The organism is Chenggangzhangella methanolivorans, from assembly GCF_019797865.1.
Classification (GTDB): Bacteria; Pseudomonadota; Alphaproteobacteria; order Rhizobiales; family Methylopilaceae; genus Methylopila; species Methylopila methanolivorans.
The window spans coordinates 4,736,253-4,758,782 of record NZ_CP081869.1; the positions used below are offsets into that span (position 1 = coordinate 4,736,253).

The window sequence follows — 22,530 nt, forward strand, 5'->3', positions numbered from 1 at the left end:
GCGTGTCGGCAAATGCTGCTTGCTGACCAGCTTTAAGCAACGGGCCGACGTCAGGGGAGGGGCTTGCCCGCCACCCGAGACCGTTACGCCCGCCAGCGGGCTCGCTAGGAAGCCCACTGACGCCCGTCGATGGCGAGGGTGGGGTGATGTGACCCCGCTTCGAGGTCGCGGCCGAGGCGGTCGACGTATGCGGCCGCTGCCTCCCAGCCCGTCCATTCCGAGGCAACGGACACGCCGCGGCCCGTCACTTGCACACGCCACCAGTCGCCCGCGAGGACCACCGCGCATAGCCCCTCCGGCAGGTCGACGGCGAGGACAGCGTCGCGCAGCCTGTCGGCATCGGCCGGCTCGGAGACGAGGCCGCCCCCAAGCATGACGGCCGCGCACTTCGCGAAGGCGGACAACATCACCGGGCTCATGACGCGAGCGACAAGACCTTGATCTGCTCGGGCCGTAGACGGGTCTTCGTCGACCATGCGCCAGAAGACGATGCGGTCGCCGCGCAGCGTAAGGGCGCCGCCGCGCGCGTCCTCGACTCGACGGTCGCCGGGCGGCAGTCGTTGGCGTTCCATACCCCGGAGCAGCCTGCCGAGATCCTCCGGTTGTCCTGCGCTTGCCCGAGCGCCCAGCGCACGTCGTGCGGGCAGCGTGCCCGGAGGCCGTAGCCCTGGAGGCCGGCGGCGCGGGCCGCGGCGACGGTCTCGAGCAGCAGCCGCTTGAGGTCGGCGACGCTCTCGCCGTCCCAGCGCCGCAGCGCTCGGACCGCCCGACGAACCGAAGCCGGGTAGTCGTGGGCCTCGCGGGTCAAACTCGCCTCCGGCTGCGGGTCTTCTTTGGGACGAACAGCCAGAGGCCTTGGTCGACGCCGAAGCGCTCGAGCAGCGCTCGGTCGCCCTCGCCGGGAGAGAAGCGCCAGAGCCTGAAGTGCAGGCCCCAGTCGCGGTCGGCCGGCCGCGCCCGCCTTAGGCTCCCGAGCTTCTTGAGCGGCCACGACAGCATGCTGGCGACGTGCGTTTTCGAACGCTCGTCGTCCATGTCGGAGCTGGGGACGTCTGTGCAGCCGGCCACGACCCCCGAGCTGGTTTGGACGGCGTACACGATACCCACGGGCTCGATGACGCTCCGCACGGCCCAGACGAAGGTCCGCTCGGCTCCGGCCGCGACCTCGTCGGTGACGGTGAACCCGTCCTCGCGGATCTTGCGGACCACGTCCTCGGCCCTGTCGCGCAGCGTGAGCCGACCCTCGAGATAGCGGATCCTCAGGAGTTCGCCGAACTGGTCGGCGGTGAGGGTGAAGCCGGGCTCGCAGTCCGGCTCCGGCAGGATGTATGCGACCGCGCTCACAGCTCCCACTCCCGCCGCATCTCGTCGGCCTCTGGTCGGCGACGAGGCGCAGCTTCCGGAGCTGGAGCGCCGCGATAACGTCGGCACGGTGGTCGGGTTCGACGCTGACCCGTGCCGCGGCGAGGTCCCAGGCCTCCCTGCGGCTGGCGCCGGACATTTCGATCATCGCCTCGACCTCGGCGAGGTCGAGGGTCGCCGCGATCGAGATCGCGGAATCGAAGTTACTCACGTCGTTCTTCCTGGTTGGTGGCGCCCGTCCCCGACGGGCTGCTGTGTTCTTAGGAGGCCTTGCGGGCCGCCTCGGTCAAAGACAGCGCGAGGCGCTGCTGGTTCAGCCGGCCGAGCAGCGCGGCCATCGCGGACAGGCAGGCCTCGGAGGGCATGCCGCCGTCCTTGCGCTTGGCGAACCACTTGAGGGTGCCGAGCGGGACGTTGGTCTCGACGGCGATGACCTCGAGCGGCTGGCCGATGGCCCGTCGGAGCGAGCCAAAACGCTCCTTCGGGTCGGTGAGATCGACGGCCATCACGCGGCCCCGCCGAGAAAGATCTTCTCGAAGTCGCCCGTGCTGTCCTCTTGGTCGAGCCTCATGGCCTTCCGGCGTTCGGCGACCGCTTTCCTCACCACGACCGCGGCACGCTCGGACGCGGCTTCGAGAACGGGCGTCGAGGCTGTGAACTCGCTATGAGCCGCCTTGAACGCCACGGCCCAGAGGCTGCTATCCGCGCCTCGCGTGGACAGAACGGTCCGGTTGGCCTTGTCGATCGCCCACTGCTTCGCGTGCTTGCCGATGCAGTCGTGAAGCGCGGGCCAGAGCGCAGCGAGGAACCATTCCGCGTCCTCGACGCGGACCCACATGCCCGCCTCGCCGACGACGATAGTTTCCTCGTAGGAGGCCGTGTGGACGGCTTGCTCGACGACCTCCTCTGGGGTCGGCACGACGCCCTCAAGCAAGGACCAGTAGCGGAGCGTCTTCTTGCGGGTCAGCAGCTCCTGCGCCTCGTCGCCCTGCATAACGTTGCCACTGGCCTCGCTGTAGTGGATGCCGCGCTCGATGGCGTCAGTGACGGCCACCTGCTGCTCGGCGGCGGCGACCCGCACGTAGCCGGCCTTCTTCAAGACTTCGGCTGCGGGGGCGAGGTCGAGGGCGACGACCTGCTGTATTGCGGCCTCGGCGGTGCGCAGGTCCACGGCTCACGTCTCATGGACGCTTGAGGGCCTCTCGGGCTCCTACGAGGTCTCCGGCGCGACCCGGAAGCGGGGTGGCTACGAATTCTGGTCCGCCGAGGCCCACGGGTTCACTCGCCGGCGCCAGCTCAGGCGCGATGACGCTGTTCGCGGCGTCATCGCCGACGGCGTCCAAAGCCATGCCGAGGCTGGTCTCCGCGAACACTAAGGTGTAGTCGGCATGGCCGAAGCTCTTGTAGCTGAGGAAGTCGACGGTGTGCGTGGCTGCGGACGGCATCGGTAGTTCTCCCTGGTTGGTGGATGCCCGGCCCCCGCCGGGTCTCGAGTGGCTGCGCCCCTCGTCTGGCCGTCCCTCGAGGCGGCCGGAGGAGGGGCGGGGCAGAAGCCCCGCCTCAGGTCTCAGGCGACCTCGTCTGCGGCGAAGCTCTGCTCGAGACGCCAAGCGATCTCGTCCGCGCCGCCGAAGGCCGCGAGGGGCGTGCGGCGGGTTTCGATGCCCATCCGCGACAGCGAGCGCAGGGACCGCGACTGCGCCTGCCCGAGGTTGCGGCGGCGGAGCTTGGCGCTGCAGCGGGCGGTCCACTGCCATCCCTGTGCGTCCGTGGTGGCCCGGAAGAAATCGCCGTCGACCTCGAACACGCGGTCGACGATCTGGCCGTTGACGAGGATCTCGATGGCGCGGGCGTCGCGGACTTCGCGGTCGCGCAGGACCACCGACGCGCGGGCGGAGGCCGGATGGGCGAGGAGTATCTTGGCGATCGGGCGGATGTCGGCGGCGACGGCGTTCTGGATGGTCACGGTAGTTCTCCCTGGTTGGCCGACGCATCCCCCGACGCGCCGGAAAGAGAACTATCCGGTTTTGGATAGTATGAATCAAGCGCCGGCCGGCGCGAGATTTGTATCCTTGAAGTCGAGAGGGGCGACAAATCAGTTTACAGGTCCTTTCGGATCCTTGTGTGTAAGGATTCGTCACAAGGATTTGGGCGCGGCAACTATTGTTGACAAGCGCGAACTGACGCTGGAGCCTTACGAGTCCTTAAGATCACGAGTTCGTGACCTAAGGATTCGGTGGCGGCCGCCCTGGGGACAGGAAAGCGGCCGGCCGAGGTCAGATGACGTAGTCGGGGTCGCCGCGGTGCGCGTCGCACCAGGCCCAGCGCTCGGCGAGGCTGGCGCCTTCCGGCAGCGGCTCGCGCTTGGGGTAGGTCACCGGGGGCACTGCGGCGGAGCCGGCCGGGTCTTTCGGACGCGGAGGACATCGAGGTGCGCGCGCACCGCGGCGGCGGCCTCGGCGAAATCCCACCACTCGACTGTCCCGGCAAGCTGCGCGTAGAGCGCCGCCCACGCGTCGAACGAGGCGTGCGTCGATGTTCGGTGCTGCCACTTGCCCTCGACGATGCGGAGCGTCCCGTTCGCCAGCAGGTAGATCGTCATCTTGTCGTCGGTCGACGACACCTGCCGGGGCGGCTGAGCCCCCCGGTTGTCCTGAGACCAAGGGTTCGCCGGCCGGAGGAAAGCACCAAGCGCGGGGCGACGGCCGGCGCGCGGCCGGCTACGGTGCCGGGCATGGCAGACGTCCCAAAACACCCGGCGCACGGCTGGGGTCCCTACGCCGCCGACCCTTGGTCCGACGACCTCGACGGGGCCGCGGGGCCGGATAGCGGAGCGTGGGCGGCGGCGGTCGAGGAAGCCCGGCGGCTGAGGCTCGCGCTCCAGTCCAGGGTCGCCGACAAAAAGGGCCCCCGCGAGGACGGGGCCTGAGATTTGCCGTGGCGCGGCGCAGGAAGGCGAACGTCCCCAAGGGCAAGGTCGGCGCCGGCGGGGGCTGGGGCAACGGCCGCGCCGTAATCGATCCGCAGCCGGGAGGGGTCCGGTAATCGAAATGCAGCGCCGATAATCGATCTGCAGCGGCCGCCCCGGGGTCGAGCGGTCTAACGAATGCATAGAAAAACGCGTGTTGTATTAGACCGCTCGGCCAAGAATGTCTTGCGACGGAGGCTGTCACTCCAGTGAAAAACTGAGAGTTTCCAATAACTTCGATTCAAATTTCAAGATCTCTGTCGCGAAGCGAGGAAGTAACGGGGGGAATTCGCTGGACGTAGAACGTCACCCCGTGACGCGATCGTCGTCGGGGGAGCCGAGAGGCTCTTGCGGTCTCGGGAGACCGTGGCACGGCCTCCCGACGCGACCTCACGCCGGCGGGGAAACGACCCTTGTAGACGGCCTCCTGCGAGGCTTCCGAACACCCGCCAACAGACGGTTCTCGGCCCGGCGTTTCGACGGCTCCTCGCCGTAGCCGCGGACCACCAGTTCGTCGGCCACGTCCTGAATCAGGCGGTTCGACCAGGTCACGTCGCGTTCCGTAGACGCCGACATCTGGCGCTTGTCGCGGCCGGCCTCGGCGTTCGCCTTGGCCTCGGCCTTCATGGCCTCGACGATCTTCGCCAGCCGGCGGCGCACGACCGCCAGCAGCGCGTTGTCAACGTCGTCGGCCTCCGGCTCGGACAGCGCCTCGAGCGCCGCCCTGTAGGCCCGCTGGCGCTCCGAATGGCCGGGGTCCTTCGGCGTCCTTGACCTCGGCCGGCGGGCTTCGGCGCGGTCCGCTTCCTCGTCCTCCCCTCAGATCTCATGGTCTTGCCCCTGTCACTCCAGACACGAGCGAGGATGCGGCCGGGCCTCGCAAGCGACGACGGCCGCCGAGTGATCCCGGCGGCCGCAACGCTTTTCCGCAACTTGCGTCAGGTCGTCTTGCGTCGCCGACGACGCAGCTTGCCGAGCCGGGCCAGCGCCTCGACATGAGAGGCCGCCGCGGCGCGGCCGGGGAAGTGTGCGGCGACGACCTCGCGAACGATGTCCGCCCCCGGGCCGCCCTCGGCCAGGATTCGAGCCGAGGCGTTGGCCAGCGCCGCCATGATCTCGGAGGTGACCAGCTCCGGAGAGCCGGCCGCCTTGGAGGCCTTCCGGCGCTCCCGGACTCCCGCGCCTTGCGGTCGTGATATGCGGCCCGCTGCTCGTCGGTCAGGGCGTGATACTCGCCGCGCTCCCGAGCGCGCTCGAGGTAGGCCGAGTAAAGCGCGGCGGGGTCGAGCGCCTTCATGTCGGTCTCGGTCATCTTGGATCCCCCAGTCACGGCCAGCCCCCGCCGGCCCGCTGAGACGAGCCTGAGGCGTTGGCGAGAACGGTGCAAGTTTTAAGCGCTTAAAACTGAAACGAGCGGCACGCCGTGAAGCGGGTTCAGGGGACGGGGCCGGCGGCGCGGGGTCGGCGGCGGACGGCGGGGGCGGATCCTGTCCGCCTCCGGCGCACGGTCTCTCCGAGTCGTTGCAGGTTCTGTCGAATCCTTGCGCCGGAGGCGCCTGTTCGGTCAGTCGGGGTCGATCGTCAGGACTGGCTCTGGTCGGGCAGGACTGTCTCGCGATGCGGGGACGCTGGCCTTACCCAAAAAAATCCCCCCACGGCTCTTCCTTCCCTTCCCTGTCCCGGGGCCGTCGCAGGACCTCAGCCGCGGCATGGGGCGGAGCCAGGATCCATCGCGCCGGAGGCGACCGGAGACCGCGCAGCCGGAGGCTCGGTCACCGACGCGCTCCCGGCCCCTCGCGGGCGCGCGTAGGCGTCGCGTGCGCCAGTTTCTTACTTAGATAGAATACCCACAGTTCAGTTCTGTTGACGGGGCCTTGAGTCTCTTAGCCGGAAGAGCCGGAATCAGGCCTCTGACCGATTACACTTTCACGGACAGCGCCCGCCCATGGAGACGCGCCAGGCCCATGCGAGGGCGGGACGGCATCGGTTGACGGCCCGGCAACCGCGCTCGGTCGGTCAACGGCCTGTGTCGGCGACCGATTACGGATCCACGGCGGCGCGCGATCGCATCGGTCCGTGAAAATGTAATCGGTCGCGCCAATCCCTAGAGGGCCAGCCTTTCCGGCGACCGATCACATTTTTACGGGTCGGCGTAATTGATCCGTTCCCGCCGGCCGCACACCATCCGATTACGTCCTCGGGGAGGACGTAATCGGTGACCGGGGGATAGCATGCAGCGTGGCTTCGAGATGGCTCTGACGGGCGGGCGCTACCTGCCCGAGGTCCGTGCGGACGACCTCGCCGCGGCTCTCTCCGACCCGGCCGAGTTGGCCCGCCAGGACCCCGCGTCGCCGTCGCCGTCGGTGATGGTCGAGCGGATGAGGATCGAGGGCGGCGACCTGACGGCCCGCGACCACGCCGCGTTCGAAGCCATGATGGCGGTCGCCCGGGAGCGCCGCTTCGCCGACGACGAATACGTGCTGTCCGGCCGCGTCCTGCAGACCTACCTCGGCGTGAACGACTGGCGCGACATCGAGGCGACGCTCGAGCGGCTGCTCGAGGTTCGCGTCCGATTCGACGTGCGCCGCCGCGCCTACCGCGAGTGGGGCGTCCTCCCGCTGGTCCTGCCGTCTTCCCGCGAAGGCGCGGCCGGCCGGGAGGTCGTCTACTCGTTCCCGTCTCAGCTCCGCCGCCTCTTCGAGTCCGAGTTGGTGACCTACCTCGCTGGCGGCCCTGCCGCGCTTCAAGTCCAAGTTCACCGCCCGGCTCTACGCCCGGCTCGCCCGCCGCGCCGGGTTCTCTGCGGACAAGCGCCGCCCCTGGTCCATCGCGCCGGAACGCCTCGCCGAGGACCTCGGATGGAACTACAAGGGCTACGGCCCCTTCAAGCTGCGCGTCCTCGACAAGTCGGTCGCGGAGATCAACCAGCACGTTCGCCGCTTCGGCGTGACGCTTCGCGAGGAGACCGCCGCCCGCGGCAAGGTCACGGCCATCGTCTTCGAGACTTTCGAGCGCGAGCGCCGGGCCGACGAGCAGCAGGTCACGATCTTCGAGAACGCCCGCGCGCTCGACGCCCTCGGCGGGGCCGACCCGGCGCACGTCGGCGACCTCATCCCGGAAGACGGCTGGGTCCTGCGCGTCGCCAAGGCGCTCGACGTTCGGCCGGCCGACCTCGCGCACGGCTGGCGGGCCGCGCTCGACGAGGCCCGCCTCGGCGTCTTCCGCGAGGACCTGCCGGAGGCGACCCCGGCCGACCTCGCCGGGCAGGAGCTGCTCGACGCGATCGAGGAGGACGGCCTGGACGCGGCGTTCGAGATCTGGGCCGGCGGCGCGGCGCACACGGGCAGGCACCTCGACGGCGCCCAGGCCAACCGCGTCGCCCGGGAAGAGGCCGTCCGCGAGGCGATCGTCAGGCTCGACCGGGAATGGGAGATCGCCGAGGCCGTCACGATCCGTCTGGCTCGGAAGGGCGACGACAACGAGCATGTCGCGGCGGCAGCGCAGCGCGTCATCGCCTGGCCGTGGTCCGAAGGCCGCCCGGTCCATGTCACCGTCGTCGTGCCGGGCGAGGGCGAGGACCTGCACTACGACCTGTCGACGAAGTCCCTACCGAAGGCCGCGGTGACCGAGTTGAGGGCGCATCCCGGCGTGGCCTCGGTGGAGTTGATGTCTGTGCGGCCGGCCGCAGCGACCGCCGAGAGCGACGACTCACCGGAGGCCAAGGCGATCCACCGTCGCCGTACCCACTCTTCCGCGATGCTGGAATACGTGGCTTCGAAGCACTGCACGCCGGACATGGTCCCCGACCTCATCGATCCCGAGCAGTCCGTGTTCTCGCTCGCCCTCCGGGAGCTTCCAGAGAGAGACGCGGAGGCGCTGCGCAAGGCCTTCGTCCGCCTCCGTCGGCCGCTCAGCTACGCCATCGACGACGCCATGGCGGAGGACCCGCGCCGGATCGTCGAGGGCCGCGGCTGGGGAATGAAGGTCATCGGCCTGTCGGAGAAGGCCAAGGCCACGCTGACGAAGTGGAGCGAGGCCTACTTCGAGGGCGACCTCAAGAAGTTCTCTTCGATCTCGTGGGCGGTGGTGAAGTCGGTCCACGAGACCAAGGCTCGCCCTTGCAAGGCCTTCGGTCCGGTCCGTTTGCCGAAGCCCACGACGGTGAGCCACGCCCCGGGCGAGGAGACGGAGATGGTCCTCGACGCGTGAGAGCCCGGCGTTAACCCCGCCGGCCGACACGAGAATCCCCCGATTGACGCCCCACCGGGCCGCCGGCTACGTTGCGGCCGCCCGTCGGAGACAACCCGCCATGACCCTTATCTCGATAAGCCAGAGCCGCTGATTTTAAGCGCTTAAACGCGAGCCGTGCTGACGCGGCCGCGGGCATCGAGGGACGACATGGCATATCCCACCGAACGACCGAATCCGGCCCACAAGGGCCTTCCCGGCTTCGCCGCCCTCAAGGCGGCCATGGCCGTCGCCGACGCGCGCGCCGAGGACGACGACCGTCCCAAGGTCCCGGCCGACGCCCCCAGCCTCGACCTGTGGTCGCTCGCGGCCGCGGGCGGCCCGCCGACGATCGTGGGGCTGTGCGACCTCGGCCTGGTGACCGTCGTGGAAGTCGACTGCTGGAGCGAGGGCGCGCCCGGGCGACCCGCTTGGGCGCGTTGCACCAACGGGACCCTCGTTCGGCTCTTGCGCCCGGCGCCGTTGCCGCTGTCCCCGGAGACGCGCCCGTGACCGCCATAGCGACCATCGCTGACTGACCGCCGGGTCCCCGCGCCCGGCGTGAACCGCCGAGCCGAGGGGGACCCCATGACCGAGCCGCTTACGGAACTGCCGAAGGACCTCGCCGAGCGCGCCGCCGAGCGCCATCCGCTCGAGGCCCTGCACGACTTCTGCGTGGACGAGAACGCCTACCGCGAGGGGAACCGCGGCGTCGCGGGCGCCTCGCTCAAGCACCCGAACTCGTGGGTGGGGTCCTCCGACCTCGGCGGCGACGTGATCCCGGCGCTCAAGGGTCTCAAGAGCGCGATCTTCGAGGCCGAGCCGCCGGACCTCGCTGCGATGCCGGGCCTGCGGGCCGAGGCCGCGATCGCCGGGCTGCCCCACCGTCACCGCTGGAACCTCGCCGTCGCCTGCGCCGCCGCGGGCGAACGTCTCGCCGTCCTCGAGGTCGCGGCCGGCTGGGCCGGGATCGCGCGCGGACTGGAGCGGCTGCTGGTTGACATGTTGAAGCGCCCGCTCGAGGGGGCGGCGCTTAGCGAGCGCGAGCGGGTCGAGATCCGCCTCTTCAACGCCTCCTCCCGGGCGATCGCATGGGGGAGCCTAGTCGATCCCGTCATCGGTCGCGAGGTCCCCCAGGACCTCACCGATCGGCGAGCCGAGGTCGAGCGTCGGGCCACGAGCTTCGCGGTCAACGTCTTTCACGGCCTCGGGCAGCAGCAGTGGGCCGATGGCTACGCGGAGGGCGTCAACGACGTTGCGCGGAAGGAGGCCCGCGAGGCGAAGGCCGAGGCCGCTTCGAAGCCGGAGCCCGTCCTCGGCGAGGGTCTCATGTCCGAACTCGAGGCCCTTCAGGACCCTCCGCCGTCGACAAGATCCGCAAGCGGATGGCCGAGAGGTCGGTCGTGGTGGTCGCCGAGACCGCCGTGTCGGAGCTGGTCAAGAAGGACCTTCCGACCTCCATCAAGCAGGTCCTCGGGCGCATCTCGCGCCGCGCCGGGGCCACGCCCTCGACCACGTCCGCGCCTCCCTGCTCGAGGAGTTCCCGCACGCCGTTGAGGTCGTCGACGCCCTGCTGGACGGCCTCGCGGAGGATCGGGTCATCCGCATCCGGCCGGCCGTCATCGTGGGCGACCCCGGAGGCGGCAAGTCGCGTCTGGCGCGCCGGGTGGCCGAGCGTCTGCACCTGCCCGTCGCCACCCTCGACGCGGGGACGTGCAACGACCAGGCGGTCACCGGGTCCCCGCGGCGCTGGTATAGCGCCTATCCCTCGCTGCCCCTCGCGACGATCGCGGCGCACCGCGTTCCGAACCCGGCGCTCGTCGTCGACGAGATCGAGAAAGCAGGCAGGTCCTCGGCCGGGTCCCTGCACGACAGCCTGCTGAGCCTGCTCGAGCCGCTGACGGCGCGGGCGTGGAGGGACCAGTATCTCGACGCGGAAGTCGACCTCTCCGGCGTGAGCTGGATCTGCACCGCCAACACCCTCGACGGCATCCCGGCTCCGCTGAGGAACCGCTTGAGGATCCTGCGGCTGCCCCGGCCGGCCGCCGAGCATCTCCCGGTGCTGACCGCGTCGGTCCTCAGGGACATCGCGCACGAGCGCGGCGAGGACGAGCGCTTCCTTCCGCCCCTCGATGGCGAAGAGCTTTCGGCCCTCGCCGCGGCGTGGGGCGACAGCGGCAGCGTGCGGACCTTGCGCCGCTTCGTCGAAGCGCTGCTTGCGGCCCGCCGCGCGACGACGAACCCGAACTGATGGAGGCGACCGTGATGACAACCGACGACAGGAAGGTGGCGCGCTCGCTGGCGCTTTCCCACGACTGGCACCAGCGGATGGTGGCCGACTTCCCTGAGCTTTTCGCCCCGGGTTTCGGGTTTGAATGCCTCGGGGGATGGCGGTTCCTGCTCCGCGAAATGTGCAAGCGGATCATGCTGTTGGCTCCCGAGGACCGGGAGTGGACGATGTTCAGCCAGGTCAAAGAGAAATTTGGGACCTTGAGGGCCTACCACGCGGGCGGACCGCGCGTGGACGAGATCGTCGACTGGGCCGAAGAAGCCTCGGAGCGGACGTGCGACGTGTGCGGCCGGCCGGGGAGCCTGCGCAACTCCGGCGGCTGGTATGCGACCCGCTGCGACGATCATGACGGCTGGACGGGCTGATGGCGCGGCTCTGGGTCCTCTCCGATCTGCACCTCGAGCATTACTCCCTCGAGCCGCACGACATCCCCGAGATTCCGGCCGCCGACGTGTGCGTCGTCGCCGGGGACGTGGCCAGCCGGCCGCGCTCGGCAGTTCGCTGGCTGTCCCGTCACATCGGCAGGCACATGCCCGTCGTCTACGTCATGGGGAACCACGAGCTGTGGGGTGATCGCACCGACTGGGCGCTGCTCGGCGGTCTCCGCGCCGCCCGAGGCCGCCCTGTCCACCTGCTCGAGGACGAGGTCCGCGTCGTCGCCGGGGTCCGAATCCTCGGCTGCACCCTGTGGACCGACTACTCGCTCTACGCACCCGCAGCCGGGCGCGAGCGAGACGAGAGCGTGGCGTGGGCCATGCGCTGGGCCGACGGGACCAGCGCCGACGCCCGGCACGGCCTGAAGGCCGAAGTCCTGCGGCGGCGGCACCAGCGCTCGAGGACCTTCCTAGAGGGCGAGCTGGCTGTTCCCTTCGACGGCCCGACGGTCGTCGTCACCCATCACGCGCCGCACCCGCGGAGCGTCTCGGCGCCTTTCGCTGGCGCGGTGTCGTCGGAGACCTACGCCTCCGACCTGACGGACCTCATCGAGGCCGGTAGGCCGGACCTCTGGATCCACGGCCACATGCACGCGAGCGTCGACTACGTCGTCGGAGACACTCGGATCATTGCCAACCCCCGGGGCTTCGGCAGGGAGAATGCGGAGTTCGATCCGGCGCTCGTGGTCGAGGTCGGATGATGTCGGGCATCGAGCGCGACATGCTGCACGTCATCGACGATCTCAGGGAGCTCAACTGGGAGTCGTCGTTCGCGCTTCCGAAGGGGCACGCGCTCAAGAGGTCGCCGCACTACTGGCCCTGGCACGAGGACCTCCACCACGTGGACGGCTGGGCCGCTGACCTGAGGTCAGCAGGGGATCCCGCGCTCGAGGACCTCGCTCGCCGCTACGACCACGTCGCGGCAGAGCTTCGGGCCGCCCCACGCGTCCCGCCAGTCGACGAGGTCGTGGCTCGATACGCCGCGGGCGAGGTCGGCGACCGCACCGCTCGCTATGCGCTCGGGATGGAGCTGGGCGAGTTCTTCGACGCGGTCACGGCCCGTGGGCTGCCGCCGTGGTCGGGCAGCCAGGCGGACGACGAATGAGGCCGCTGCCGCCGACGTTCATTGCGCTGGGCGACGCGGTCGCGCGCGTCATCGCCAGAATCCCGCCCGGCGGCCTCGCGCCGGCGAGGTCTTGGACCAATGCTCCCCTCGGCGGGGGAGACGATGATGACCAGCAGGCGGCCGTAGACGGCGGAGGAGATCGAGGCGCTGATCAGGCGCTGGGGCGACGGCGCGAGCGCCGTCGAGATCGGCTTGGAGATGGACCGCACGGAGAGCAGCGTGGCGAGAGCCGCCACGGCCCGGGGACTGCCCCAGAGGACTCGCGGGAGATCGTCGGCGAGTGAATCCTTGGCGTCCGGGCGCCGGAGGCCGTGCCTGATGTGCGGCAGGGGCATGTGGTCGGCCGGCCCCGGGCAGCGGGTGTGCGTCCCCTGCAAAGAATCGGACGAGTGGCGGGCCGCCTAGTCCTCCGACAGGTCGTCGGGCCGCGTCTTCAGTAACGCCTTCAGCCCTTCCGACAGCGGCTTTCGCTCCGCCGCGGCGCGCGCGTTCTCTTCCTCGGCGCGGCGGGCCTCTTCGGCCTCCTGCTGCTCGCGATGGCGGTCTTGCTCCTCTTGCCAGCCGACAGGCATGTCGATGGTCACATCACCCGGCAACTCGACGACGGGGATGGGCTTGGACTCCGCCATGACCTTCGCGGTCCCTTTCTGGATCAGGCCGTCGCGGAGCATCCGGCGCCTAATGCCCGCCTGAACGATCGCATCCTTTTCGGCTTGGGCAGCGCGCAGCGCCTCGTATTCCTCGAACACCCGGTCGGCCCACGCCTCTAGCGTGAGATACTTCAATCGAGCCTTCGCGGACTTGTTGTAGTGCCGCCTCGTCACCTCGGACTCGACATGCGCCTCGTCGGCCTTGTCGCCCGGGACCTTGTGATCGAGGACCGCTGTGGCTCCGCCCGCGGGAAGCGCGAGGTCGGCAAGCTCGGTCGTGAGCGCCGAACGCAGCTTGTGCGGGCTGACGGGGGGCATGCCCTCGAGCAGGTCGATCCCCGACGGGGGGAGCTTGATCCCACCGCGGACGAGAGCCCGCTTGCCCCGCAAGCGATCAATGAGGATGTTGAGCGCGCTGTCGCCGAGGGGACGGTCGGTGTGGCTGTCCCGCCCGCGGTCCTTGCTGGTGGTCGATGGGAACACGTAGCGCGAACCCTTCCGCCTGTCGGGCGCGGCAAGCGCTCGGCCGATCGTCTTGTCGTAGACGCGCTGGCTGATGCTCAACGTGTGCCAGCGCCCGGACTTGGTCAGTAGCGGGTCGAACTCCACGTTCCACCACGTCGTCAGGCTCTCAGGCTCCGGCGGGTAGACATGCTCCCGCTCCACACCAGCCGACGCATGGCTCCACTGAACGCCGAGGACCAGCCACCACAGCGCGGCCAGCACGACCTCATCGGTCGGGTGCGACTGCTCGCGGCCCGGGACAACCCTGTGTTTCTCGGCAACGAACAGCAGCCGGGCCGCGTCGCGGGCGCCGAGAGGTCGCGGACCCTTTGAGCGGGTCACCGACGCACGCTGCGCTTTGGTGGGAGCGTCGAGATGCTCGACCGCAAGCCACCACGGCGCGACCCCATGCAGGCCTGATGCCGCGGCATGCTTCCTCATGGCCCACGTGAGAGCCCCGCGCACGTAGACCACGATCTTTCGCTGCGGCCCGGTCGCTCCCGTCGCCCAAGCCTCGTCTCGAGCGCGCTCGAGGTCGGCGACGGTCAGGTCACGCACGAGGCGGCCGCGCAGATGAGCAGTCGACGGATACGTCATGTAGCGGCGCACGTCGGACTCGGACTTCTTCTTGGGTGGCCGGACCTCGCCCGACTTCGTCACGCGCTCGCGGGTCTTGAGGGCGACGTAGCGCTCGACGAGGTCTTCGTATGTCCACGAGCCGGCGGCGACATGCTCGACGGTCGCCGCGGTGCGGTCGGCGGTCGCCGCGTCCTGACCGAGCCGACGCGCCGAGATCCAGGCGTCGCTCACGTCCAGCCCGGCGACGAACCGCTCGCGGACCTCGCGGGCCATGAGCCGCGCTTCCGAGACATTGCGCAGGCCCGGCGTGCGCTGCTCGGGAGGGAGCTTCGACTGGTCGGCGAGGACGGGGCCGAGGGTGCGAGTGAGCGACTTGCCCTTGTTGGAGCAGCGCAGAATGTAGACGGCGTTCCGGCCCTCGACACGGACCTGCAGTCCGGTGCGTCCGGTGTCGGTCCGAATCCACACGCCCGTCTCGTAGCCCGAGGCCGCGAGGGCCAAGGCTTCCTTCACCAAGGCGGGGGAGAGCGTGACCACGGCGCTTTCGGTCATTTCGGCCTCGTTAGAGATCGGGGTCTCTAACAAGCCTCTAACAAGGCCACTCTGTGGGGTCGAGGGGTTTCCGGGGTCGAGGAGCGCACGGCTCGGCCCTGCGGGATCTTTAGCCGCTAGGCCAAAATCCCTCATTTATGAACGATTTTTAGTGGTGTTGATTAGGAAGGAAGTGGCTGGGGGACCTGGATTCGAACCAGGACTAGCGGAGTCAGAGTCCGCGGTTCTACCGTTAAACTATCCCCCAGCAGGGGCGCGGTCGGCGATAGTCGCCGGCGAAGGCCGCCGAAGCGTTCTTCGCGTCGCGGCGCATCGTCTAGCGGGTTCGCGGGCGATGGGCAAGGGCGACGGCGCAGGGCAGGCGTCGCAAATTCACAGTTGCGTGGACAAACGCAAACGCCGCCCGGAGGGGTCCAGGCGGCGTCGCGGTCTTTCGGGGCGTTCCGGCGGCCCTTAGTGGCCGGCGGGCGCCGTCACGGCGGGCGGATGGATCACCATCTCGGTGAAGGGCCACATATAGGCCTGCGCCATCACCAGAAGCCCCATGAGGCTCGCCAGCGCGATCGAGTGGAAGAACACGTAGCGCAGGATGTCGCCCTCGTGCCCGTACCAGCGCGTCGCCGTGGAGGCGACGACGATCGACTGGGCGTCGATCATCTTGCCCATCACGCCGCCCGAGGAGTTCGCGGCCGCCATCAGCGTCGAGGAGACGCCGAGCTGCTCGGCCGAGATCTTCTGGAGCGAGCCGAACAGCACGTTGGACGAGGTGTCGGAGCCCGTCAGCGCCACGCCCAGCCAGCCGAGCATCGCGCCGAAGAACGGGTAGAGCCAGCCGGTCTTGGCGAAGGCCAGGCCCAGAGTGGCGTCGACGCCCGAGTAGCGGGTGACGAAGCCGAGCGCGAGCATCGCCGCGATGGTGATGAGCGAGTAGCGCACCAGCACCAGCGTCTTCCAGTAGACCTTCAGCATCTGGAGCGGCGAGAAGCCCATCACGAAGCCCGCGATGATCGCCGACAGCAGGATGCCGGGAGCCGGTGGCCGACAGCCAGTTGAGCTTGTAGATCGCGCCCTCGGCCGAGGCCTTGGCGACGACCGGCGGCACGCGCTCGATCAGCTTGTGGACATGGGCGACCTCGAACTGCACCAGCGAGATGCTGTCGAGCAGAGCCTTCACGCTCTGGATGCCCCAGAGGAACACGACCACCGAGAGGATCAGCCACGGGATCCAGGCGCGGATCACGAGCGCGCGGTCGTGGGTCTTGCCCACATGGCCGCCGCCGGCGCCCGCGCCCGAGGTCGGAGCCGAGCCGTCGGCCGAGACCCAGACCTCGCGCGGCTTCCAGGACTTCAGGAAGAAGGTCAGCGCGCCGATCGAGACCACCGCGGCCACGACGTCGACGAGCCAGGGGCCGTGATAGTTCGAGACCAGGAACTGCGGCACCGCGAAGCTGACGCCCGCGACGAGGATCGCCGGCCACACCTGCCACATGCCGCGGAAGCCCGCGAAGGCGGCCACAAGCCAGAACGGCACGATGACCGAGAAGAACGGCAGCTGGCGGCCGATCATCGCCGAGAGATCCTCGAGCGGAAGTCCGGTCACCGACTGCAGCGCGATCACCGGCGTGCCGAGCGCGCCGAAGGCGACCGGGGCCGTGTTGGCGATGAGCGACAGGCCGGAAGCCGCGAGCGGCGAGAAGCCGAGGCCGATGAGGATTGCGCCCGTCACCGCCACCGGCGTGCCGAAGCCCGCCGCGCCCTCGAAGAAGGCGCCGAAGCAGAAGGCGATCAGCAGCAGCTGCAGGCGGCGGTCGTCGGTGATGCCGGCGATCGAGTCCTGCAGGACGACGAAAAGGCCTTTCTCCTGCGTCAGCTGGTAGAGAAAGATGATGTTGAGGATGATCCAGCCGATCGGCAGCAGGCCGAAGGCGGCGCCGTAGAGCGCGGTCATGCCCGCTTTGTCGACCGGCATGCGTGGGCGAAGATCGCGATGGCGAGCGCCGCGATCAGGCCGGCGATGGCGGCCGTGTGCGCTTTCATGTGCAGGACGCCGATGCCGCCGAGCAGCACGACGATGGGAATGGCGGCGACGAGCGTCGATATCACCGCATTCCCGAATGGGTCGTAGACCTGTTGCCAGACCATGGGCTTGTGTCTCCTGCGCGCTTCGGATGGGCGCGCTTTTTTCAACGCCGGCAGCGCGGCGTCTCCCCGCGCGCGCTGTCGAAGGCCCGATGGTATCCCAAGCGCCCCGCACGATCACGCCTCCGTGTAGGTTTTCGGTGGAAATCTCAGGGCGTTCCGGGCGCGCGGCCTCAAAGCCTCCGCCATCGCGTGCTTGCGGCAGGGACGGCCGCTGCTACAGTCATGGGGAAGACAGCACATGGACCGCCCCGAATCTGCGCCCTTAGCGCGCGCGTTCCGAGCGGCGGTCGAAGGAACGGTCGCACGTGACTGAAACCACCGCGTCGCTTCGCGACGCAGGCCCAGCGGCCGCGCCGCCCCCGCCGGGGCGATCCGCGGCGGGGGCCGAGCCGGATCAGAGGGCTCCTGCGCGCACCTACGCCGCGCTCGACCTCGGCACCAACAATTGCCGCCTGCTGGTCGCGCGGCCCGATCGCGAGCGCGGGTTTCGCGTGGTCGATTCGTTCTCGCGCATCGTGCGGCTCGGCGAGGGGCTCGCGCATTCGGGACGCCTGTCCGACGACGCCATCGGCCGCGCGGTGTCGGCGCTCGCCATCTGCCGCGACAAGATGGCGGCGCGCAGCGTCTCGCGCGCCCGGCTGATCGCCACGGAGGCGTGCCGGCAGGCCGACAACGGCGAAGCCTTCCTCGAGCGCGTGCGCGAGGAGACAGGGCTCGAGCTCGAGATCATCGACCGCGCGACCGAGGCGCGGCTCGCGGCGGCCGGCTGCGCCTCGCTCGCCGATCCGTCGGCCGGCGGCGTCATCCTGTTCGACATCGGCGGCGGATCTTCGGAAGTGGTCTGGCTCGAGCGCAAGCGCGGCGGCGGGTCGGGCGCGCTCTCGATGCGCTCCTGGGCCTCGCTCCCGGTCGGCGTCGTGACGCTGGCCGAACGGCACGGCGGCGTGAAGGTCACCACGCAAGTCTTCGAGAACATGGTGGCGGAGGTCGAGCGGATGCTCGACGCCTTCCCGGAGCGCGAGACGCTCGCGGCCTCGCTCAGCGACATCCATTTCCTCGGCACGTCGGGCACGGTGACGACGATCGCCGGCGTCCATCTCGGCCTGCCGCGCTACGAGCGGCGTCTCGTCGACGGCCAGTGGATGGCCACCGCCGACGTCACCCGCGTCGTCGAGAGCCTCCGCGAGATGTCCTACGACCAGCGCTGCCAGAACCCCTGCATCGGGCCGGACCGCGCCGATCTCGTGCTCGCCGGCTGCGCCATCCTCGAGGCGATCCGGCGCGCCTTTCCGGTCGCGCGGCTGCGGGTCGCCGATCGCGGCCTGCGCGAGGGAATTTTGGTCGAGCTGATGCGCGCCGACGGCGTCTGGCGCCGCCGCGGGCCGCGCAGGCGCGGGCGGCGCGGGTGAGCGGGCAGGGCGGAAAAGGCGGCGGCAAGGGCGCCGGAACGGGAAGCGCGCGGCCGGGCGCGGGCGGCGGAGCGTCGCGCGGACTGGAGGTGCGGGTGCGCACCGCCAAGAAGCGCAGCCACGCCTCGACCCAGTGGCTCAACCGCCAGCTCAACGATCCCTACGTGCAGGCGGCCAAGCGCGACGGGTTCCGCTCGCGCGCGGCCTACAAGCTGCTGGAGATCGACGGCAAGAAGCGGCTGTTGAAGCCCAACCAGCGGGTCGTCGACCTTGGCGCGGCCCCCGGCGGCTGGAGCCAGATCGCCGCAGACCGCGTCGGTTCGACGGAAGGGCGCGGCAAGGTGATCGCGATCGACCTTCTCGAGATCGAGCCGATCCCCGGCGTCGACTTCATGCAGCTCGACTTTCTCGACGACAATGCGCCGGACATCCTGAAGGAGAAGCTTGGCGGGCAGGCCGACCTCGTGCTGTCGGACATGGCCGCCAACACCACCGGCCATCGCAAGACCGACCATCTGCGCATCATCGGCCTCGTCGAGGCCGCGGCGCTGTTTGCGAGCGAAGTGCTGGCGCCGGGCGGAGCGTTCCTGGCCAAGGTGTTCCAGGGCGGCACCGAGGGCGAGCTGCTCGCCGCGCTCAAGCGCGACTTCGCCAAGGTCGAGCATGTGAAGCCGCCCGCGAGCCGCGCGGACTCCGCCGAGCTTTATGTGCTGGCGACGGGATTTCGGGGCTCCGGGTCTGAGAGCTGAGGCGGACTGCGTGCTTCGAGACGCTTGGCTGGACGCCAAGCTCCTCAGCATGAGGGCTGTTAGAACATGCACGACGCTCCTCATGCCAAAGCGCCCGCAAAGCGGGCGTCTCGAAGCGCGCAGTTTCGTCCCGCGTTGGACGCGCTAGAATGCCCTCGTCACCGGAACGTTCAGCCATGGGCGCGGCCTACCAGTTCGACGACCTGATGATCTCCGAGGAGGAGAACTACGCGCTCGGCATCGAGCGCGTCACGGGCAAGCGCTACATCTCAGTCGACGTGATCGACGGCGACTCGATCTGCCCCTCGCATTACGAGATTTCGGACGCGGAGTTCACGCGCCTGCTGGACGATCCTGCGTCCGGCCAGGCGCTCGCCCGCCGCTGCAAGGCGGGCGAGGAGGAGGCGCGGCTCATCCGCGAGGGCTAGGCCTCACTTGATCGCCGCGCAGGCGACGCGGTCGCCGGCGCCGCCGATCGGCTGCGATTTGTGGTCGTCGGCCTTGGCGTGGATGATCAGCGCGCTGCCGTTGGCGTCCTTCAACCCGTCGAGCTTGATGAGGCCGGTGAAGAGCTCGACCTTGGCCGAGCCGTCGGCGCCGACGACGAGGTTCGGCAGGTCGCCGGGCTCCGGGCCGTTCGGGTTAAGCAGGCCGTGCTTGCCTTCGGCGTGGCCGGCGTGGCTGCCGGATTTCTTGTACTGGCCGACGTCGGAGCAGTCGGCGGTCTCGTGGAAGTGGAGGCCGTGCTTGCCGGGCTCCATCGAGCTGGGCTGGAGCTCGAGCTCCATCAGCACGCCGGACGGCGCTTCGGTGAGCGAGAGGCTGCCGATCGCCTTGCCGTCCTTGCCCATGATCTCGTAGGCATCTGCGGCGAGCGCGGCCGCCGGGCTCAGGGCGGCGACGAGGAGCGCGGCGGCGATGGTGCGTGTCATGTCGATCTTCCCGTGTCGTGAAGCGGCCGGACGCGACGCGCCCGCCATGGGGAAGGCATCGGAGCGCGCCGAGGTTCCGCGGCCTGTTCGTCTCGCGCTTCGCGATGGCGTGAGGCGGGCATGAGCGACGAGCCGCCGCCTCCGCCCGGGCCCCTGAAGGAGGCGACGCTTCGAGCGGTCTTCGAGGGCGAAGGGATCGGCCTCCACACGGGCCGCGTCTCGAAGTGCGCGTGCTGCCGGCGCCGGAGGGCCATGGCCGCGTCTTCCGCCGCGTCCTGAATGGCGTGGCTCATGACGTGCCGGCGGTCTGGACCAACCGGCGCTCGCGGCCGCTCTGCACCGCGCTCCAGCTTGGCGACGGACCGCTGGTTCGCACCGTCGAGCACCTGCTCGCCGCGCTGTCGGCCCATCAGATCGACAATGCGCTGATCGAGATCGAGGGCGAGGAGCTGCCGATCTTCGACGGCAGCGCCGAGCCGTGGTGCGCGCGCATCCGGGACGCAGGCCGCGTCGAGCAGGCGCGGGATCGCCGCTATCTGCGGGTCGTCAAGCGCGTGCGCCACCAGGCTGCGGACAAGAAGCAGACCGCAGAACCCGCGCCCGCCTTCGAGCTGCGCTCGGGCATCACCCTGTCGAACTTCGGGCAGATGCGGTGGGAAGGGCGGATCGACGCCGAGACCTTCGACCGGGAGCTCGCGGTCTCGCGCTCGTTCGGGCGCATGCGCTGGGCGATCGTCGGCAGGATCGCCGGGCTGTTCCGCCGCGAGCCGATGCTGCGCGGGGCGAGCCAGAACACCATCGCGGCGCTGGTCGGCAAGAGCGCGATCGGCGGCCTGCGCTTTCCCGACGAGCCGGTGCGCCACCGCGCGCTCGACGTGGTTGGCGACCTCGCCCCTCGCGGGGCTCCCGATCGTGGGGCGGATCATCGCCATCCGTCCGGGCCACGATGCGAATTTCGGGCTGCTGAAGACCCTCATGACGACGCCGAACGCCTGGGAGGTCGTGACCTACAGGGCCGACGGGACCCGGAAGAAGGCGAAGGACTGAGGCGTCTCGAAGCGCGCACTCCGCTTCAGCCGCGCTCGCGCGCCGCCGTCACCGGGTCGGGGCGCGGACCCACATGGCCCGAAACCTCCTCGCCGGCGTCCGGGGCCATGCGGGCGAAGATGAACACCGACGCCGCCGAAATCAGTCCGATGATCGCGAAGGCGATCGGGAAGTCGCCCGCCTGAAGCGTCGCGCCGCCGCGCGCGGCGAGAATCGATTCGAGCGCGAGCGCCGCCACGCTGACGCCGACCGACAGCGACAATTGCTGGGCGACGCTTGCGAGGCTCGTGGCGCCGCTCATCCGCGCCTGGTCGACGTCGGCGTAGCCGAGCGCGTTCACGGCGGTGAACTGGAGCGAACGGAAGAAGCCGCCCACCAGCAGCGCGACCAGCATCAGGAACGCGGGCGTCGCCGGGGTGAACAGCGCCGGGACCGAGATCATCGATGCGGCGACGAGCGCGTTCGACACCATGACGGCGCGGAAGCCGAAGCGCTTGAGGATGGGCTTGGCGGTGAAACTTCATCACCAGCGCGCCGAGCGCCGAGGCGAAGGTCAGCATGCCGGACTGGAACGGCGTCATGCCGAAGCCGAGCTGGAGCATCAGCGGCAGCAGGAAGGGCGCGGCCCCGATGCCGACGCGGAACAGCGAACCGCCGACGATCGCGGCTCGGAACGTCGGGATGCGGAACAGTTTCAGGTCGAGGATCGGGTGCTCCGCCGTCTCCGCGTGGCGCACGTAGAGCCAGATCGCGCCGGCCCCCACGCCAAGCATCGCGACGGCCGCCCAATGGGGCAGGGCGTCGAGGCCGAGCGCGGTCGAGCCCGACACCACCGTGGCGAGGCCGAAGCCGGACAGCAGAAAGCCTTTCGTGTCGAAGGGGGTCCGTTCCTCGGCGCGCACGTCCGGGATGAACAGCGTCGCGAGCACGAGGCCAAGCGCTGCGATCGGCAGGTTGATCCAAAAGATCCAGCGCCAGGAGAAATAGGTGGTGATGAAGCCGCCGACCGGGGGGCCGAGCACCGGGCCGATCAGCGCCGGGATGGTGAGCCAGGCGAGCGAGCCGACGAGCTCCGACTTCGGCACGGTGCGAAGGATCACGAGGCGTCCGACCGGCACCATCATGGCGCCGCCCATGCCCTGGACGATGCGGGCCGCGATGATCTCGGGCATCGAGGAGGAGAAGCCCGCAAGCGCCGACCCGAGCGCGAACACGGCGATGGCGGCGCGGAAGACGAGCCGCGCGCCGAGCCGGTCCGCAAGCCAGCCGGACACGGGAATGAAGATCGCGAGGCTGAGCAGGTAGGAGGTCAGCGCGAGCTTGAGATCGATCGGGTTTTCCCCGAGCTCGCGCGCGATCTCCGGCAGCGAGGTCGCGAGCACGGTCGAGTCGAGGTTCTCCATGAACAGCGCGCAGGCGACGATCAGGGGAACGAGGATGCGCGCAGGCACGCGTGTGTTGGGGAAGGTGGGCATCGGACTGAGCGCGATATAGGGTTGCGCGCGGCGCCAACGACCCGCCGCCGCGCATGCCTGACGGTTGAATGGCGCAAGGACGGC

Annotated in this window: 24 protein-coding genes, 1 tRNA gene and 3 pseudogenes; 12 read left to right on the forward strand and 16 right to left on the reverse strand. The window is 69.7% G+C overall.

Features of this window, described 5'->3' with window-relative positions; genetic code table 11:
- Positions 1-104: 104 nt before the first annotated feature.
- The 8 genes from K6K41_RS24835 to K6K41_RS24870 form a co-directional block, all read right to left on the reverse strand.
- Entirely contained in the window at positions 105-419 is a 315-nt protein-coding gene (locus K6K41_RS24835) for a hypothetical protein (protein WP_261402729.1), read from the reverse strand.
- Positions 416-808, reverse strand: coding sequence for a hypothetical protein (locus K6K41_RS24840; protein ID WP_261402730.1), 393 nt, complete (start codon positions 806-808; stop codon positions 416-418). The genes K6K41_RS24835 and K6K41_RS24840 overlap by 4 nt, the downstream gene beginning before the upstream one ends.
- Entirely contained in the window at positions 805-1,344 is a 540-nt protein-coding gene (locus K6K41_RS24845; protein WP_261402731.1) for a hypothetical protein, read from the reverse strand. The genes K6K41_RS24840 and K6K41_RS24845 overlap by 4 nt, the downstream gene beginning before the upstream one ends.
- Before the next feature lie 278 nt (positions 1,345-1,622).
- Entirely contained in the window at positions 1,623-1,868 is a 246-nt protein-coding gene (locus K6K41_RS24850; protein ID WP_261402732.1) for a hypothetical protein, read from the reverse strand.
- Positions 1,868-2,533, reverse strand: coding sequence for a hypothetical protein (locus K6K41_RS24855; RefSeq protein ID WP_261402733.1), 666 nt, complete (start codon positions 2,531-2,533; stop codon positions 1,868-1,870). The genes K6K41_RS24850 and K6K41_RS24855 overlap by 1 nt, the downstream gene beginning before the upstream one ends.
- A 10-nt stretch (positions 2,534-2,543) precedes the next feature.
- The gene (locus tag K6K41_RS24860; RefSeq protein WP_261402734.1) at positions 2,544-2,807 is read right to left on the reverse strand and encodes a hypothetical protein; all 264 of its coding nucleotides are present in this window, start codon (positions 2,805-2,807) and stop codon (positions 2,544-2,546) included.
- A 122-nt stretch (positions 2,808-2,929) separates the two neighbouring features.
- Positions 2,930-3,328, reverse strand: a complete 399-nt coding sequence (locus tag K6K41_RS24865; protein WP_261402735.1) for a hypothetical protein — start codon at positions 3,326-3,328, stop codon at positions 2,930-2,932.
- A 408-nt stretch (positions 3,329-3,736) separates the two neighbouring features.
- Positions 3,737-3,985, reverse strand: a complete 249-nt coding sequence (locus tag K6K41_RS24870; RefSeq protein WP_261402736.1) for a hypothetical protein — start codon at positions 3,983-3,985, stop codon at positions 3,737-3,739.
- A gap of 102 nt (positions 3,986-4,087) precedes the next feature.
- Here K6K41_RS24870 and K6K41_RS24875 point away from each other — a divergent pair, with 102 nt between their 5' ends.
- The gene (locus K6K41_RS24875; protein WP_261402737.1) at positions 4,088-4,291 is read left to right on the forward strand and encodes a hypothetical protein; all 204 of its coding nucleotides are present in this window, start codon (positions 4,088-4,090) and stop codon (positions 4,289-4,291) included.
- Between the two features lie 429 nt (positions 4,292-4,720).
- Here the strand turns inward: K6K41_RS24875 and K6K41_RS24880 are convergent, their stop codons facing one another.
- From K6K41_RS24880 to K6K41_RS24890, 3 genes are all read right to left on the reverse strand, one after another.
- Positions 4,721-4,957: a hypothetical protein gene (locus tag K6K41_RS24880; protein ID WP_261402738.1), complete on the reverse strand. Its 237-nt coding sequence runs from the start codon at positions 4,955-4,957 to the stop codon at positions 4,721-4,723.
- Between the two features lie 311 nt (positions 4,958-5,268).
- Positions 5,269-5,442 (reverse strand): hypothetical protein, encoded by a 174-nt coding sequence (locus K6K41_RS24885; RefSeq protein WP_261402739.1) that lies wholly within the window; start codon positions 5,440-5,442, stop codon positions 5,269-5,271.
- Between the two features lie 1,077 nt (positions 5,443-6,519).
- The gene (locus tag K6K41_RS24890) at positions 6,520-7,083 is read right to left on the reverse strand and encodes a hypothetical protein (RefSeq protein WP_261402740.1); all 564 of its coding nucleotides are present in this window, start codon (positions 7,081-7,083) and stop codon (positions 6,520-6,522) included.
- A gap of 193 nt (positions 7,084-7,276) precedes the next feature.
- Here K6K41_RS24890 and K6K41_RS24895 point away from each other — a divergent pair, with 193 nt between their 5' ends.
- From K6K41_RS24895 to K6K41_RS24925, 7 genes are all read left to right on the forward strand, one after another.
- The gene (locus K6K41_RS24895) at positions 7,277-8,539 is read left to right on the forward strand and encodes a hypothetical protein (protein ID WP_261402741.1); all 1,263 of its coding nucleotides are present in this window, start codon (positions 7,277-7,279) and stop codon (positions 8,537-8,539) included.
- 189 nt (positions 8,540-8,728) lie between these two features.
- Entirely contained in the window at positions 8,729-9,070 is a 342-nt protein-coding gene (locus K6K41_RS24900; RefSeq protein WP_261402742.1) for a hypothetical protein, read from the forward strand.
- 75 nt (positions 9,071-9,145) lie between these two features.
- The gene (locus K6K41_RS24905; protein ID WP_261402743.1) at positions 9,146-10,114 is read left to right on the forward strand and encodes a hypothetical protein; all 969 of its coding nucleotides are present in this window, start codon (positions 9,146-9,148) and stop codon (positions 10,112-10,114) included.
- A 67-nt stretch (positions 10,115-10,181) separates the two neighbouring features.
- Positions 10,182-10,808, forward strand: coding sequence for an AAA family ATPase (locus tag K6K41_RS24910; protein WP_261402744.1), 627 nt, complete (start codon positions 10,182-10,184; stop codon positions 10,806-10,808).
- A complete protein-coding gene (locus tag K6K41_RS24915; RefSeq protein ID WP_261402745.1) occupies positions 10,808-11,212 on the forward strand; it encodes a hypothetical protein in 405 nt (134 codons plus the stop codon). Before K6K41_RS24910 ends, K6K41_RS24915 begins: the two co-directional genes overlap by 1 nt.
- A complete protein-coding gene (locus K6K41_RS24920) occupies positions 11,212-11,982 on the forward strand; it encodes a metallophosphoesterase (protein ID WP_261402746.1) in 771 nt (256 codons plus the stop codon). Before K6K41_RS24915 ends, K6K41_RS24920 begins: the two co-directional genes overlap by 1 nt.
- Positions 11,982-12,386 carry a hypothetical protein gene (locus tag K6K41_RS24925; RefSeq protein ID WP_261402747.1) on the forward strand — a complete coding sequence of 135 codons (405 nt, stop codon included), beginning with the start codon at positions 11,982-11,984 and terminating at the stop codon, positions 12,384-12,386. The genes K6K41_RS24920 and K6K41_RS24925 overlap by 1 nt, the downstream gene beginning before the upstream one ends.
- Before the next feature lie 422 nt (positions 12,387-12,808).
- Here K6K41_RS24925 and K6K41_RS24930 read toward each other — a convergent pair whose 3' ends face one another.
- The 3 genes and pseudogenes from K6K41_RS24930 to K6K41_RS24940 all read right to left on the reverse strand — a co-directional run bounded on the left by K6K41_RS24930 (position 12,809) and on the right by K6K41_RS24940 (position 16,834).
- A complete protein-coding gene (locus K6K41_RS24930; protein ID WP_261402748.1) occupies positions 12,809-14,692 on the reverse strand; it encodes a site-specific integrase in 1,884 nt (627 codons plus the stop codon).
- A gap of 173 nt (positions 14,693-14,865) precedes the next feature.
- Positions 14,866-14,939 (reverse strand) — tRNA-Gln (locus K6K41_RS24935).
- A gap of 206 nt (positions 14,940-15,145) precedes the next feature.
- A pseudogene (locus K6K41_RS24940) lies at positions 15,146-16,834 on the reverse strand (L-lactate permease).
- A gap of 305 nt (positions 16,835-17,139) precedes the next feature.
- Between K6K41_RS24940 and K6K41_RS24945 the strand changes: the two are divergent.
- The 3 genes from K6K41_RS24945 to K6K41_RS24955 all read left to right on the forward strand — a co-directional run bounded on the left by K6K41_RS24945 (position 17,140) and on the right by K6K41_RS24955 (position 19,420).
- Complete coding sequence (locus tag K6K41_RS24945) at positions 17,140-18,243, forward strand: Ppx/GppA phosphatase family protein (RefSeq protein ID WP_261402749.1); 1,104 nt, start codon at positions 17,140-17,142, stop codon at positions 18,241-18,243.
- On the forward strand, positions 18,240-18,992 hold the full coding sequence (locus K6K41_RS24950; protein ID WP_378147818.1) for an RlmE family RNA methyltransferase: 753 nt from the start codon (positions 18,240-18,242) through the stop codon (positions 18,990-18,992). The genes K6K41_RS24945 and K6K41_RS24950 overlap by 4 nt, the downstream gene beginning before the upstream one ends.
- Positions 18,993-19,168: 176 nt before the next feature.
- Positions 19,169-19,420 carry a hypothetical protein gene (locus K6K41_RS24955; RefSeq protein ID WP_261402750.1) on the forward strand — a complete coding sequence of 84 codons (252 nt, stop codon included), beginning with the start codon at positions 19,169-19,171 and terminating at the stop codon, positions 19,418-19,420.
- 3 nt (positions 19,421-19,423) lie between these two features.
- Here K6K41_RS24955 and K6K41_RS24960 read toward each other — a convergent pair whose 3' ends face one another.
- A complete protein-coding gene (locus tag K6K41_RS24960) occupies positions 19,424-19,924 on the reverse strand; it encodes a superoxide dismutase family protein (protein ID WP_261402751.1) in 501 nt (166 codons plus the stop codon).
- 230 nt (positions 19,925-20,154) lie between these two features.
- Here K6K41_RS24960 and K6K41_RS30835 point away from each other — a divergent pair.
- Positions 20,155-20,784, forward strand: a pseudogene (locus tag K6K41_RS30835) (UDP-3-O-acyl-N-acetylglucosamine deacetylase); the annotation flags it as partial.
- Positions 20,785-20,996: 212 nt separating this feature from the next.
- Here the strand turns inward: K6K41_RS30835 and K6K41_RS24970 are convergent.
- Positions 20,997-22,446 (reverse strand): annotated as a pseudogene (locus K6K41_RS24970) (MFS transporter).
- Between the last annotated feature and the right edge of the window lie 84 nt (positions 22,447-22,530).

Excerpts from the sequence above, each read along its gene's own strand:
- K6K41_RS24930 (WP_261402748.1), bottom strand. The coding sequence starts at position 14,692 with ATGACCGAAAGCGCCGTGGTCACGCTCTCCCCCGCCTTGGTGAAGGAA.
- K6K41_RS24920 (WP_261402746.1), top strand. The coding sequence starts at position 11,212 with ATGGCGCGGCTCTGGGTCCTCTCCGATCTGCACCTCGAGCATTACTCC.
- K6K41_RS24955 (WP_261402750.1), top strand. The coding sequence starts at position 19,169 with ATGGGCGCGGCCTACCAGTTCGACGACCTGATGATCTCCGAGGAGGAG.
- K6K41_RS24915 (WP_261402745.1), top strand. The coding sequence starts at position 10,808 with ATGGAGGCGACCGTGATGACAACCGACGACAGGAAGGTGGCGCGCTCG.
- K6K41_RS24960 (WP_261402751.1), bottom strand. The coding sequence starts at position 19,924 with ATGACACGCACCATCGCCGCCGCGCTCCTCGTCGCCGCCCTGAGCCCG.
- K6K41_RS24835 (WP_261402729.1), bottom strand. The coding sequence starts at position 419 with ATGAGCCCGGTGATGTTGTCCGCCTTCGCGAAGTGCGCGGCCGTCATG.
- K6K41_RS24860 (WP_261402734.1), bottom strand. The coding sequence starts at position 2,807 with ATGCCGTCCGCAGCCACGCACACCGTCGACTTCCTCAGCTACAAGAGC.
- K6K41_RS24925 (WP_261402747.1), top strand. The coding sequence starts at position 11,982 with ATGTCGGGCATCGAGCGCGACATGCTGCACGTCATCGACGATCTCAGG.
- K6K41_RS24900 (WP_261402742.1), top strand. The coding sequence starts at position 8,729 with ATGGCATATCCCACCGAACGACCGAATCCGGCCCACAAGGGCCTTCCC.
- K6K41_RS24850 (WP_261402732.1), bottom strand. The coding sequence starts at position 1,868 with ATGGCCGTCGATCTCACCGACCCGAAGGAGCGTTTTGGCTCGCTCCGA.
- K6K41_RS24880 (WP_261402738.1), bottom strand. The coding sequence starts at position 4,957 with ATGAAGGCCGAGGCCAAGGCGAACGCCGAGGCCGGCCGCGACAAGCGC.
- K6K41_RS24885 (WP_261402739.1), bottom strand. The coding sequence starts at position 5,442 with ATGGCGGCGCTGGCCAACGCCTCGGCTCGAATCCTGGCCGAGGGCGGC.
- K6K41_RS24905 (WP_261402743.1), top strand. The coding sequence starts at position 9,146 with ATGACCGAGCCGCTTACGGAACTGCCGAAGGACCTCGCCGAGCGCGCC.